The sequence below is a fragment of the Acidisoma sibiricum genome, assembly GCF_057837225.1.
Genome location: NZ_CM174445.1, coordinates 731050 through 744271 on the forward strand (window position 1 = coordinate 731050; position 13222 = coordinate 744271).

General features: G+C 65.6%; 14 protein-coding genes. 6 read left to right on the top strand and 8 right to left on the bottom strand.

Annotated features, from left to right (window positions below):
- Positions 1-132 precede the first annotated feature (132 nt).
- On the bottom strand, positions 133-1362 hold the full coding sequence (locus AC3G7M_RS03520) for an extracellular solute-binding protein (protein ID WP_489214337.1): 1230 nt from the start codon (positions 1360-1362) through the stop codon (positions 133-135).
- A 114-nt stretch (positions 1363-1476) separates the two neighbouring features.
- On the bottom strand, positions 1477-2253 hold the full coding sequence (locus tag AC3G7M_RS03525) for an SDR family oxidoreductase (RefSeq protein WP_489214338.1): 777 nt from the start codon (positions 2251-2253) through the stop codon (positions 1477-1479).
- 80 nt (positions 2254-2333) lie between these two features.
- Between AC3G7M_RS03525 and AC3G7M_RS03530 the strand changes: the two genes are divergently transcribed.
- The 6 genes from AC3G7M_RS03530 to AC3G7M_RS03555 are packed head-to-tail and all read left to right on the top strand — an operon-like array spanning position 2334 to position 6582.
- Positions 2334-3932, top strand: coding sequence for an N-acyl-D-amino-acid deacylase family protein (locus AC3G7M_RS03530; protein WP_489214339.1), 1599 nt, complete (start codon positions 2334-2336; stop codon positions 3930-3932).
- A 10-nt stretch (positions 3933-3942) separates the two neighbouring features.
- Positions 3943-4320 (top strand): RidA family protein, encoded by a 378-nt coding sequence (locus AC3G7M_RS03535; RefSeq protein ID WP_489214340.1) that lies wholly within the window; start codon positions 3943-3945, stop codon positions 4318-4320.
- Positions 4313-5362 carry an alanine racemase gene (locus AC3G7M_RS03540; protein WP_489214341.1) on the top strand — a complete coding sequence of 350 codons (1050 nt, stop codon included), beginning with the start codon at positions 4313-4315 and terminating at the stop codon, positions 5360-5362. The genes AC3G7M_RS03535 and AC3G7M_RS03540 overlap by 8 nt, the downstream gene beginning before the upstream one ends.
- A 10-nt stretch (positions 5363-5372) precedes the next feature.
- Entirely contained in the window at positions 5373-5702 is a 330-nt protein-coding gene (locus AC3G7M_RS03545; protein WP_489214342.1) for a nitrile hydratase, read from the top strand.
- The gene (locus AC3G7M_RS03550; RefSeq protein ID WP_489214343.1) at positions 5699-5980 is read left to right on the top strand and encodes an SH3-like domain-containing protein; all 282 of its coding nucleotides are present in this window, start codon (positions 5699-5701) and stop codon (positions 5978-5980) included. Before AC3G7M_RS03545 ends, AC3G7M_RS03550 begins: the two co-directional genes overlap by 4 nt.
- Positions 5980-6582 carry a nitrile hydratase subunit alpha gene (locus tag AC3G7M_RS03555; RefSeq protein ID WP_489214344.1) on the top strand — a complete coding sequence of 201 codons (603 nt, stop codon included), beginning with the start codon at positions 5980-5982 and terminating at the stop codon, positions 6580-6582. The genes AC3G7M_RS03550 and AC3G7M_RS03555 overlap by 1 nt, the downstream gene beginning before the upstream one ends.
- Here AC3G7M_RS03555 and AC3G7M_RS03560 read toward each other — a convergent pair.
- The 6 genes from AC3G7M_RS03560 to AC3G7M_RS03585 form a co-directional block, all read right to left on the bottom strand.
- Positions 6559-7599 carry a LacI family DNA-binding transcriptional regulator gene (locus tag AC3G7M_RS03560; RefSeq protein ID WP_489214345.1) on the bottom strand — a complete coding sequence of 347 codons (1041 nt, stop codon included), beginning with the start codon at positions 7597-7599 and terminating at the stop codon, positions 6559-6561. The two genes, AC3G7M_RS03555 and AC3G7M_RS03560, sit on opposite strands and share 24 nt — an antisense overlap.
- Before the next feature lie 13 nt (positions 7600-7612).
- Entirely contained in the window at positions 7613-8368 is a 756-nt protein-coding gene (locus tag AC3G7M_RS03565) for an SDR family NAD(P)-dependent oxidoreductase (RefSeq protein ID WP_489214346.1), read from the bottom strand.
- 130 nt (positions 8369-8498) lie between these two features.
- On the bottom strand, positions 8499-9500 hold the full coding sequence (locus AC3G7M_RS03570) for an alpha/beta hydrolase family protein (RefSeq protein ID WP_489214347.1): 1002 nt from the start codon (positions 9498-9500) through the stop codon (positions 8499-8501).
- Between the two features lie 71 nt (positions 9501-9571).
- On the bottom strand, positions 9572-10495 hold the full coding sequence (gene prpB, locus AC3G7M_RS03575) for a methylisocitrate lyase (protein ID WP_489214348.1): 924 nt from the start codon (positions 10493-10495) through the stop codon (positions 9572-9574).
- A gap of 3 nt (positions 10496-10498) precedes the next feature.
- The gene (prpC, locus tag AC3G7M_RS03580; RefSeq protein ID WP_489214349.1) at positions 10499-11647 is read right to left on the bottom strand and encodes a bifunctional 2-methylcitrate synthase/citrate synthase; all 1149 of its coding nucleotides are present in this window, start codon (positions 11645-11647) and stop codon (positions 10499-10501) included.
- A gap of 31 nt (positions 11648-11678) precedes the next feature.
- Positions 11679-13181, bottom strand: coding sequence for an MmgE/PrpD family protein (locus tag AC3G7M_RS03585; protein ID WP_489214350.1), 1503 nt, complete (start codon positions 13179-13181; stop codon positions 11679-11681).
- Positions 13182-13222 lie beyond the last annotated feature (41 nt).

Here is a 13222-nt window from a genome sequence, read left to right on the forward strand (position 1 = left end):
CCTTCTCCTGGTTTTCTGCGCGGCGGGCCGAACTCTAAGCGCGGCGCCGCGCGGTTGCATAGCGTGGTCGGTTTTGATCGGGAGACGCCTCTCAGGCGGTGTCGCCTAAGACGGGGTCGCCAGAGACGGGCCTCAGCTGCCCTTCAGCGCGGTCTGCTGAATGGTCGTCAGAACCGCCTTCGGATCGGGTCCGATGGCCGTGCCGATAATCTGCTGGATCTGCGTCTTCACCTGTGCCCAGACCGGATCATTCGGATACTGCACGGCATTCGGCAAGGCCTTCACGAAGGGCGCCAGCGTCGCGTCGGTTTTGGCGAGCGCGACCGCGGCGGAGGTCGTGCCCGGCAGTTCCAGATACATATGCACGAAGTCGAGCTGGTATTTGTCCTGGAAGGCGAAGTCGAGGAACTTCTTGATGGCCACCTGCTTGCTGCCATCGGTCTTGAAGGCGGCAACGAAGTCGCACACGCCCAGCGTCTTGTCGATCGGCCCGCTGCGGCCGGCGATCGCGGCAGTGCCAAGGTCGCCCGGCTTCAGCACATGGGCGGAATTGATGATCGGCAGCAGGGCCACTTCGCCGTTCATCATGCCGATCTGGCCTTGGGCGAATTCATTGAACAGGTCGGTGCGGTTCTTGGTGCCGGGATTGGGCTCGGTATTGCCCGACTTCACCAGCGCAGTCATGAACTGCAGCGTCTGCACGTTCTGGGGGCTGTCGATCACCCATTTGCCGTCGGCCTGATAGCCGCCGCCATTGCCCAGGAACCACAGCAGCGTCTCGGCCTGTGCCTCTTCCGGTCCCAGCGGCAGGCCGAACCCGATCTTGCCCTTGGCTTCGATCTTCGCGGCGTCGATCGCGATCTGGTCCCAGGTCTGGGGCGGGCTGGTGATGCCGGCCTCGGCGAAGATCGCCTTGTTATAGAACAGCGCGCGGGCGCTGGTGGTAAAGGGCAGGCCGTATTGCACGCCGCCATAGCTGCCCAGGTCCTTGAACACCGGCATCAGGTTGGACGGATCGCTGAAAACGTCGCTGACCTTGTACAGCAGGCCTTCCTGCGCATAGTTCGAGAAGTAATCGCCTTCCGTAATGTCTGGATACTCGCGATTCTGCACCATGGTCTGCACCTTGGTGTCGAAATCGTTCCAGTTGACCGTCTGCACCTTCACCGTGATCGACGGGTTCGCCACGTGGAAATCGTCGGCAATCTTCTGCCAGTAGATCTGGCTGGTGTCCTTCGGGCCGGTGCCGTAATCGGCGACGACGAGGTTCAGGGTGGTGGCCGAGGCCACGGTCGAGAAAAGGCCAAGGGCGAGCGCCGCCGTGGCGCCGGCGACTGCGAGTGAGCGACAGGCGATGCGCATGAAAAACCCTTGTGTTGGAAGTAGCAGGCCGAAAGCGGGGCGGAGTGTAGGCGCGCTGATCCGCTCTTGTATAGCTGCCATGCAACGATTTTTATGCGGGCGCCGCCGCGCGCGTCACGGCTGTTGCGTGATCGACTGATAGAGCTTCGTGACGCCCGCGGTAATGCCGCCGTCAACCGGCAGAATGACGCCGGTGATATGGGACGCATCGTCCGAGACCAGAAAGGCCACCGCCGCCGCGACATCGGCCGGTACTGCAACTTTGCCCAAAGGATACCAGGCTGTCAGCTCATCGAAGACATGGGGGTTGGCTGCCAGCCGCGCATCCCAGGCCTGGGTGCGCACCGTGCCGGGTGCCACCGCATTGACCCGCACGCCCTGGGCGCCGAACTCCACCGCCAGCACCCGCGTCAGATGCATCAGACCCGCCTTGGCGGCGCTATAGGCCGGATGGCCGAACATGCCGAGCCCATTGACCGAGCCCATATTGACGATCGAACCGCCGTGCTTGAGCAGATGATCCTGAAAGGCGCTAATGCACAAATAGGCGCTGTCGAGATTGAGCGCGATGTCCTGCCGCCAGCTCGCATAATCGGTCATCCGCAGAGTGGGCCCATGCGCGCGGCCGGCATTGTTGATCAGCGCGCGTACATCGCCCAAAGCCAGTGCCGCCTGCGCCGCGGCGCGGACCGCGTCCTCGTCAGTGACATCGACCGCCATCGCCTCAGCCACCCCGCCCGCTTCCCGGATGGCAGCGGCCCGCGCCTCCGCCCGGTCGCCGTCGATATCGGCGCAGATCACGCCCCAGCCACGGGCGGCCAGCAGATCGGCCGTCGCACCGCCGATATCGCCGCCCGCACCGGTAATGAACGCCCAGCGTGCCGCAGTCATAAGCGCCTCCAATCTTGAAGCCGCGTACCATGGCCGAGGCCAGCGGCTCCGTATAGGTTCTCCTCCAAGGAGACTTGCCTATGGATCAGGACCTGGTCATTGCCCACGCGCGCATCATCGACGGAACCGGCGCGCCCTGGTTTCGCGCCGATCTTCGCGTCTCGGGCGGGCAGATCGCCGCCATCGGGCCGAACCTGCCGACCGCGGGCGCCGCGGTGCTGGATGCCGCCGACCGCTACCTCGCCCCGGGCTTCATCGACGCCCATTGCCATGACGACCTCGCCTTCCTGCGGGAACGCACGCGGCCGGAAAAGGCCCGCCAGGGCGTCACCTCCATCGTCACCGGCAATTGCAGCTTTTCGCTCTATCCCGCGCCGGGCCACGCGATCGACCTGCTGCGCGGCCATTTCGGCGGCCTCCTGGGCGAGACCGCGCGTGAGGAAGTCTTCGCCGATTTCGCAGGCTACAAGACCGCCCTGGAAGAACCCGGTATCGCACTCAACCTTGTCTCGCTGGTGGGACACGCGGCCCTCCGCCTCGCTGTCATGGGCTATGACAAGCGCGCCGCCAGCCCGGCCGAAATCCGCGCCATGCAGGCGCTGCTGGCGCCGCAGATCCGCGAGGGTGCGGCCGGCCTCTCCCTCGGTCTCGTCTATCCGCCCAGCGCTTTTGCCGAAATGGCGGAACTCGTGGCCCTCGCCGAGACGGTGCGCGCCGAAGGCGGCATCCTCGCCGCGCATGTCCGCAGCTATGAAGCAAACCTGCGGACCTCAATCGACGAATTCATCGCCGTGCTGGCGCAGTCCCGCGTGCCCGGCCTGCTGTCGCATCTGCAATCGGCCGGGCGGCCCAACTGGGGGCAGATCCCCCGGGCGCTCGCACAGCTGGAAGAGGCCAGGGCCCAGGGCATCGATATCAGCTTCGACATGTATCCCTATCCCGCCGGCAGCAGCTATGCGCTGCAGCTTCTGCCGCCTTCGGCGCAGGAGGGGGGACTGGCCGCACTCCGCGCTCGCCTGGCCGACCCCGCGCAGCGCGCGGCGCTGCAACACTGGGTCGAGCATGGCAGCGGCGACGGCCATATCCAGTCCAAAATCGCGCTGATCGGCTGGGGCAATGTCCTCATCTCGGGTGTCGGCAATCCTGTCCTCAAGCCGCTGGAAGGCCAGCGGATGGATGCTGCGGCGGCCGCGCTCGGCATCGACCCCTTCGATCTCCTCACCCGCTTCGTGGAGGAAGATAGCGGCCAGACCGCCATCGTCATGTTCCAGCTGAGCGCGGATGATCTGCACGCCGCCTGCTGCCACCGGCTGCATATGCTGGGCTCGGACGGTCTGCCCCGCCCCGGCACCCGCCCGCATCCCAGGGCCTTCGGCAGCTTCCCCCGCGTCATCGGCCCGTTGCGGCGCGACCAGGGCTGGTTCACCCTGGAAGACGCGGTGCGCCGCATGACGTCGGTCGCGGCCCAGCGCTTCAGCCTCGGCCGCCGTGGCCTGCTGCGCCCGGGGATGGTCGCCGACATGGTGCTGTTTGAAGATTCGGTCACGGATCATGCGAGCTTTGAGGACCCGGTACAGGCGCCCACGGGCATTGCCGATGTCTGGGTCGCGGGCCAGGCTGTGGTCGCCGCAGGTCAGGTCACGGGCCGGCTGCCCGGCAAGGTTTTAGGACGAGGATAGGAACGGATAGATGCGTCAGGCTTTGATGATCGAGGATGCGGCACCGGCGGGTGGCCATTACTCTCATGCGGTGGTCGCCAATGGCTTCGTCTTCGTCTCGGGCCAGGGCCCGGTCCATCCCGGGACCGGCGTCATGCCGGATGATTTCGCGGGCCAGGTGCGGCAGACGCTGGCCAATCTGCAAACCATTCTGACGGGGGCGGGCAGCAGCCTGGCCGATGTCGTGAAGATCAACTGCTACCTCAGCGACGTCACGCGCTTCCGCGAATGGAACACGATCTATACCGAGTTCTTCCCCGCGGCCCCGCCCGCGCGTACCACGGTCGGCTGCCAGCTCAACGGCATTCTGGTCGAGGTCGACTGCATCGCGGTGCTGTCCCATGACTGATATCGCATCGCTTGAGACGCCGGTCCCGGTCATCGATCTCGACATCGTCGAGCACAATCTAGTGCGGATGCAGGATTACGCCCGCGCTCATGGCCTGGCGCTGCGCCCGCATATCAAGACCCACAAACTCCCCTACTTTGCCAAGCGGCAGGTCGAACTCGGTGCCATCGGCATCACCTGCCAGAAGCTGGGCGAGGCCGAGGTGATGGCTGAAGCCGGGCTGGACGATATCCTCATCTCCTACCCGCTGATCGGCGCGGCCAAGGCCCGGCGCCTGGCGGCGCTGACGGCCAAGGCGCGCATGCGCGTCGCGATCGACAATCCCCTGGCGCTGGAGACGATCGCGGCCGCCGCGGCCGAAGCTCATGCGCCGATCGGCGTTCTGGTCGAATTCGACAGCGGCATGAAGCGCACCGGCGTCACTTCGGTGGAAGCCGCTCTCGCCCTCATCGCGCAGGTCAAGGAAAAGCCGGGCCTGCGCTTCGACGGGCTGATGACCTACCCGGCAACCGCGGCGAGCGCCGACTTCATCCGCGCCGTCAAGGATGCGGGCGTCGACCTGCCCATCGTCTCCGGCGGCGGCACGCCCAATTGGCAGCACAAGCATGACATTGCCGGTCTCACGGAACTCCGCGTCGGCACCTATATCTATAACGATCGCATAATGGTCGAGGCCGGCGCGGCCAGCTTGGATGATTGTGCCCTCCACGTCATCGCGACCGTCATCAGCCGGCCCGAAGCCGACCGCGCCATCATCGATTGCGGCTCGAAGACGCTCTCCAGCGACACCATGCCCGGCGGCAAAATTCCGGGTTACGGCCTGCTGCGCGACTACCCGGATGCGGTCATCGACCGCGTCAGCGAAGAACACGGCATGGTCGATCTCAGCCGCTCGGCCAGGAAGCCGGAATTGGGGGAGCGCGTGCGCATCCTGCCCAACCATGTCTGCGTCGTGACCAACCTGCATAATGACGTGGTGGTAACCCGAGACGGTCTGGTAGAAGGGATCTGGCCGGTCGAAGCCAGGGGTCTGACGCGATGAGCGAACTGCCATGAGCGATCTGACGGAGAAAGCCCCGTCGCCGCCGCGGGCCATGCACGACATGGGCGGCGTGCCCCGCTACATGTGCGAGGCGATCGATACCGAACCGCATGAGCTGACGGATTTCGACCGGGAGGTCGATGCCATCCGCCAGATCCTCGGCGGGAAAGCGGTCATGTCGGTCGATGAGCTGCGGCGCGGCATCGAAGCCCTGCCTGAGGAAGACTATCTGCGCCTCACCTATTATCAGCGCTGGCTGCTGTCGATCACCGCAACGCTCCTGCAGAAGGGCGTGTTTTCGGCGGCCGAACTCGCCCAGGCCGTGCGGGAGGTCGCATGACGATGCAGCCGGGACAGATCGTGCGCGTGCGCGATGACTGGCCGGAAACGCGCGGTACCTGCCATATCCGCACGCCGCATTATCTGCGCGGCGCCACCGGCACGGTGCGCCGCCATCTCGGCGATTTTCCCAATCCCGAAGATCTCGCCTTCGCCCGCCCCGCAAAGCGGCTCAGCCTCTACCACGTGGCCTTTGATGCCGCATCGCTCTGGGGCGACGGCAAGCCTCGCGCCGAGATTCTCGTCGAACTCTATGACACCTGGCTGGAGCCGCTGTGATGGACCTCGCCACGATCGATCATGACAAGCTGCTGACGGCGCTCCGCGCCATCCTCGCCGACAAGGGCATCGCGTCTCGCCAGGAAATCGCCGGGCGCATCGCCATCACGGATGCCGCAACCCCCGCGCGCGGCGCGGCCATGGTCGCCAAGGCCTGGGTCGATCCGGCCTTTCGGGTGCTCATGCTGGCGGATGGCGCACGCGCGGCGGAAAGCCTCGGCATCCCCATGCGCGGCCTGCCACCGCTGGGTGTATTGGAGAATACGGCCGAGACGCATCACCTCGTCGTCTGCACGCTCTGCTCCTGCTATCCGCGCGCGGTGCTCGGCTATCCGCCCTTCTGGTTCAAGTCGAACGGCTACCGCGCCCGCGCGGTACGCGACCCGCGCGGGCTGCTGGCTGAATGGGGAACGGTTCTGAGCGATGATGTGTCACTCCGCGTGGTCGACAGCACGGCCGATTACCGCTGGATGGTGCTGCCCATGCGCCCCGTGGGCACCGAAGGCTGGTCCGAGGACGCACTCGCTGGCCTGGTCCGCGAAGGCGACATGATCGGCGTCACTGTGCCGCAGCAGCCGTCAGGTACTCTCGCCCACCCGTAACGAAAATCCGACATCGACGCTGGCAGGGCCGCCCTGCCGCCCCTGGACGCGGTCCAGCAGCTTGGTCGCGGCAATGCGGCCGATCTCCTGGCGGGGCGAGACGATGGTGGTCAGCGCCGGCTGCACCAGGGTCCCGATGCCAAAGCCGTTGAAACCGGCAATGGCGATGCGTTGCGGCACCGCAATGCCTTCGCGCTGCGCACGCAGAATGGCGCCCACCGCCAGATCATCATTGGCGAAGAAAATGGCGTCCAGCGCCGGGTCCGCGTCCAGCGCGCGCATCAGCGCGTCCCCGCCCAGGCGAGGGCTTGACTTCTCATCATGGCCGAAGGGCGGACGCTTCTGCAATCCATGCCGCGTCAGGCAGCGTTCCAGCCCCTTGAAGCGCTGCGTCGCGCGATAATCCGCCTTCAGACGGCCGCCGATGAAGCCGATATTGCGATAGCCGCGCGCGACCAGATGTTCGCCCATGCTGTCGCCGGCCTTGTAATGCGACAGGCCGACATTCATGTCGATCGGCCGCGTGCCATGCTCCATCACCTCCACCACCGGCCGGCCCCAGGTGCTCAGCATCGCCCGCGTCCGCTCAGTATGGCGCAGACCCGCGATGATGATCCCGGCCGGAGACCAGCCCAGCAGCGTCGCCGCCAGCGCCTGCTCACGGTCCAGATCATATTGCGTATCGCCCAGCAGCAGCTGGTAGCCGGCGGCATCCAGCACATCCTGCGCGCCCTGGATGACCTCCAGAAAGACGATATTGGACAGCGACGGCACGATGATCGGCACAACGCGGCTTTTGGCTGAGGCCAGCGCGCCCGCCACGCGATTGGGCACATAGCCCAGCGCCTGGATCGCCTCCTCCACCTTCTGCCGCAGCGTCTCGGACACCGCCTCGGGCGTGTTGATGACGCGGCTGACGGTGATGGGGGAGACGCCGGCGCGTTCGGCCACATGCTTCAGCGTGATCGTCGCCGGTGGCACCGGCTTGCGGCTCATCCGCTGGGGCGGCTTGGTCATGAAACGCCTGCCCTCAATAGGTCGCCCGTCCACCCGAAACGTCGAAAACGGCCCCGGTGCTGAACGAGGCTTCGCGGCTCGCCAGCCAGCAGATCAGGGCAACCGCCTCCTCGATCTCGCCGAACCGCCCGATGGGGATCTTGGACAGCATGAAGTCGATATGCGCCTGCGTCATCTGGTCGAAAATGGCGGTGCGGATGGCGGCCGGCGTCACCGCATTGACGCGAATCTCGGTCTTGGCCAATTCCTTGCCGAGCGATTTCGTGAGCCCAATCACCGCCGCCTTCGACGCGCTATAGGCGGAGGCATTGGGATTGCCCTCCTTGCCCGCGATGGAGGCGATGTTGACAATACGTCCGTAGCCGCCTGCCGTCATGAAGGGGATGACAGCCTTGTTGCAATAGAACAGACCGTTGAGATTGACGTCGATGACGCGCTTCCAGTCCTCCACCGGGTAGTCGGCGAGCGTGGTATTCGGCCCCGTAATACCGGCGCTGCACACCAGAATGCTGATCCCGCCGAGCGCGTCGGCGGTCGATTGCGCGGCGGCCGCCACCGCATGCGGATCAGCGATATCGAGGGCCACTCCATGCTCGGCGCCAATCGCGCCGCGCGCCGCCTCCAGCCCTGCGGCATCGCGGTCCCACAGGCTGACGCGGCCGCCTTCGCGCCGGATGCGCGCGGCGATGGCAAGGCCAATGCCGGACGCCCCTCCGGTGATGACCGCACCCTGATCCGTAAACCGTCCCGGCACTGCGATTTCTGTCACCCGGTTTCTCCCTCGGCCTGCGCGACCGGCCGGTCACGACCCGCCGCGTTCTCTATTTTATTTTGCAAAACAAGGCTTTGTCGTGACTTTGGTATAGGTGAAGCGCCACGGGCCGCGCAACTGCGCCGCCTCATGGCGGCAGGCTGCGGGCCATCCGCGCCAAAGGCCGGGCCGCCACGTCTGACCCCGTCCCGAAAGCCCTGTCGAGAAAGGCGAAGAACGCGGGCCAGGCGACCGCGCGGGCCGCATTATTGGCCAATGCTGTGCCGCCCAGACTGCCCAGATCGGCGAATTCTGTATCGCCAGGCCTGACTGTCATCACCGGCGGCCCGAAGACCGCGTGACCGGCATGGGGAAAGGCGAAAACCGCGACCGGATGGGAGAAACCCGCCGCCTTCAGCTGCTGCGCGGCCAGGGCTACCATCGGGCAGGATGGCCAGACCACATCGCGCCCGCCGCAGATCATCATGATCGGTGCGTTGATCCGCGCCAGAGGCATGATGGCGTCGCGGTGGCGCGGCAGGCTGTTCAGCCCGCTCGCATAGCGGTCGAAGGTGCCGCCGGGCTCGCCCGTCCGATAGGGCAAATCGGGCAGCGCATATCCCCGCCAGGAGAAGCTGGATTCTGGTTTCGTCATGCCCCAGGGGCCGATGCCCTGCCAGACGATGCCTGACGGCACCGCCGCCACCACAGCATGTACGTCCGGGTCATAGGTGGCGATCAGCAGCGCCGCCTCACCGCCCACAGACGTGCCCAGGATCGCGATCTTCGCGGGGTCGATGCCCTTCTGCGTCTGCAACCACGCGACCGCTCCTGTGAAGTATTCGACCGGGATCAGCTGCAAACTCTCCGGCAGATGACCGGTGCCGAAATAGGCCAGTTGCAGTGCGGCCATGCCATGCTGCGCAATCAACCTGGCTTCCGCCGTCACCGCACCGTTGAGACCACCTTCCGACCCGCCGAGGACAAGCACGGCCGGGATCGGCTTGGCACTTGTCGCCGGCCGGAACAGAATGCCGACCATGCCATCGGCCGTGACCGCGGTTTCCGTAATGCGCGGCGTGGTCGCGCAGGCCGCGACCACGGGCAGCATCAGACAGACGACGCACAGGGCAAGCAGGCGCTTGATCATGACAGGCTCTTATCGGCCGTTTCTAGGGCACTAGCCTTATCCGCCCCGGCCCCTGGGACGCAAGCGCCGCCCTATTCCCCTTGCGGCATGGCGGCCGGAATCACCGTGGCCACGATGGAGGCGTCCAGCGCCTCGTAGGCATGCAGGCCGATCGTTTCATACAGCTCGGCGCGCGTCTGCATGCGGTCGATCATGCCATGCGTGCCGCCGTCGCGCGCAATCGCCGCGTAAAGCTCGGCCTGTGCCTTATTCGCAACCCGCAGGCTGCTGACGGGCCATATCACCATCCGGTAGCCCATCGCCGCGAATTCATCCGCCGTGAAGAAGGGCGTCCGGCCGAATTCCGTCATATTGGCAAGCAAAGGCACGCCCGGCAGGCGGGAAGCGAATGCCTCAAACATCGCCCGCGTCGTCAGCGCTTCCGGGAAAATCGCATCCGCCCCAGCCTCGACATAAAGTTTTGCGCGCGCAACCGCGCCGTCCATGCCTTCCGCCGCCGCCGCATCCGTGCGCGCGATGATGAACAGATGCCGCCGCGCGCGGGCGGCCGCCGCCACCTTCGCCGCCATGTCATGGGCGTCCGCCAGCCTCTTGTCGTTCAGATGGCCGCATTTCTTGGGCAGCAGCTGGTCTTCCAGATGCACCGCCGCCGCACCGGCCTCCTCGAACATGCGCACCATATGCATCACGTTCAGCGCTTCCCCGTAGCCGGTATCGCCGTCCACCAGCAGCGGCAAAGCAGATGCCCGTACAATCTGGCGGATGAAGAACGAAACCTCATCCACCGTGATCATGCCCAGATCGGGAATACCCATGGAGGCGGTCATGGCAGCCCCCGAAAGATACAGGGCCTCGAATCCGGCGGCCTTCGCCTGCAGCGCCGCCATGCCGTTATGGGCGCCGGGCAGGCGCAGAATGCCAGGCGCGGACAGCAGACGGCGGAAGCGCGCCCCCGCAGGCTCCTCCGGCCAGTCAGCGCCGATCAGATAGGTCATGCGTCAGGCTCCCCGCTCAGCCAGCGGCACGAAGGCGACATCCTCCGGCCCGGTATACTGGGCGGACGGGCGGATGATGCGTCCATCCTGCCGCTGCTCAATCACATGCGCTGACCAGCCGGCGGTGCGCGCCACCACGAACAGCGGCGTGAACATCGCCGTCGGCACACCCATCAGATGATAGCTCACGGAGGAGAACCAATCGAGATTCGGGAACATGCGCTTGGCATCCATCATCACGCTCTCGATGCGCTCGGCAATCGCAAACATCTTGCGCGAGCGGACCTCGTCGGCCAGATCGCTCGCCACCTGCTTGATGATGACATTGCGCGGGTCGGATAGCGTATAGACCGGATGGCCGAAGCCGATGATGACCTCCCGCTCCCCGATCCGGCGACGGATATCCGCCTCCGCCTCATCCGGGGTCGCGTAACGCTTTTGAATCTCGAAGGCGAATTCATTGGCGCCGCCATGCTTGGGCCCACGCAGCGCGCCGATCCCGGCGGTGATCGCGCTATAAAGGTCCGATCCCGTGCCGGCGACGATGCGCGCGGCGAAGGTCGAGGCATTGAACTCATGCTCGGCATACAGATTGAGCGAGGTATCCATCGCCCGCACCCACATCTCGGACGGCGGCTTGCCGTGCAGCAGATGCAGGAAGTGCCCGGCAATACCGGCGTCATCCGTCTCCGTCTCAATCCGCTTGCCGTGCAGCGCGAAGTGATACCAGTAGAGCAGGATGGAACTGAGGCTGGCGATCAGCCGGTCCGCAATATCCCTGGCACCCTGGACGTCATGGCTAGGGGCTTCCGGCAGCAGCGTGCCGAGGAACGAGATGCCGGTCCGCATCACGTCCATCGGATGGGCAGCGGGCGGGATGGTTTCCAGGACGGTCTTCAGCGCCGCCGGCAGGCCGCGCATACTGCGCAGCTTGGCGCGATAGCCTCGCAACTCCGCCTCCGTCGGCAGGCTGCCATGGATGAGGAGATGGGCAATCTCCTCAAAGTCGCAGCGGGGCGCGATATCGAGGATGTCATAGCCCCGGTAATGCAGATCGTTCCCGGTGCGGCCCACGGTGCACAGCGCTGTCTCACCGGCAATGATGCCTGAGAGGGCGACGGATTTCTTTGGGCGCGGCGTGGTGTCGCTCATCGTTTATTCCCTCGGTCGGATCAGGCGGCGGTCAGAAAATTCCCTTAGTCGCGCCCGCCGCCAGGGCGCCTGTCGGCAATGACAGAGTGAGGTCGGGCAGTTCCCGCGCCGTGAGGCGGGGCAGACTCTCCGCCACCTGCAAAAAGCGGGTCACCTCGGCACTCTCCAGAATGCCCTCGGTCAGCGTGCGGAACTTCTGCACATAGTGGGTCCGGGTCCAGGGGGTCACCCCGAGCGAATGGGCGTTTGCCACCGCCAGCTCGTCGCTGATGACGCTGCCATCTTTCATGGTGATTTCGATGCGCCCGCCGAAGGCTTTCTCGGCCGGGTCCTCGGCATGATAACGCCTGGTCCAGGCCGGGTCTTCGATCGTGCGAATGCGGCGCCACAGCGCCACCGTATCCGGCCGCTGCGCGCGTTCCGGCAGGTAGGATTGCACATGGTGCCAGGCACCGTCCTGCAAGGCGACCGCGACGATATACATGATGGAGTGGTCAAGCGTCTCGCGGCTGGCGGTGGGGTCGAATTTCTGCGGATCGTTCGATCCCGTGCCGATGACGTAATGGGTATGATGGCTGGTGCGGATCAGGATATCGGCGACATCCTCCCATCGCGCCACGCGGCGTCCCATGCGGAAAGCCAGATCAATCAGCGCCTGGCTTTGATATTCGGCCGAATGCTCCTTGGTATAGGTATCGAGAATGGCGCGTTTCGGCTCGCCCTTGCCGGGCAAGGGCACATGATACAGGGCATCGCGTCCGTCCAGCATCCAGGCAATGACGCTGTCCTCGCCTTCATAGATCGGGCTGGGCGCGCCTTCGCCGCGCATGGCGCGATCCACCGCCTCCACCGCCAGCTTGCCGGCATGGCTGGGCGCGAAAGCTTTCCAGGAGCTGATCTCGCCCTTCCGGCTTTGCCGCGTCGCCGTGGTCACATGCAGCGCCTGCTGTACGGATTGATAGATCACCTCTGGCGGCAGGCCCAGCAGCGTGCCGATGCCGGCCGCGGCCGAAGGCCCCAGATGCGCGACATGGTCGATCTTGTGCTTATGCAGGCAAATGGCGCGCACCAGGTTGACCTGGATTTCATATCCGGTGGCAATGCCGCGCAGCAGCGCCTTCCCGTCCGCACCGCATTGCTGGGCGACCGCCAGGATGGGCGGAATATTGTCACCGGGATGGCTGTAATCGGCAGCCAGAAAAGTGTCGTGGTAATCCAGCTCGCGCACCGCAGTGCCATTGGCCCAGGCGGCCCATTCGGCATGCACGCGGGTCTCGGGGCCAAGGCCAAAGACAGTCGCCCCACCCGGCCGGGCATGGGCCAGCGCCTGATCGCGGGCCGTCGTCACCGGATGGCGGTTGATCGCCGCGATCGCGACCGCGGCATTGTCGATGACGCGGTTGATGATCATCTCGGCGACCGCCGGTTCCACCTCAACCGGGTCGGCCGCCACCTGCGCGATCTTCCAGGCGAGTTGCCCCGCGCGCGGGAGCCGCTCGGATTCCGGGTGGACCCGAACATCATGAGTAATCATGCCAACCTCCGTCACGTCGTTCTTGTCGTTTGACGGGCAGT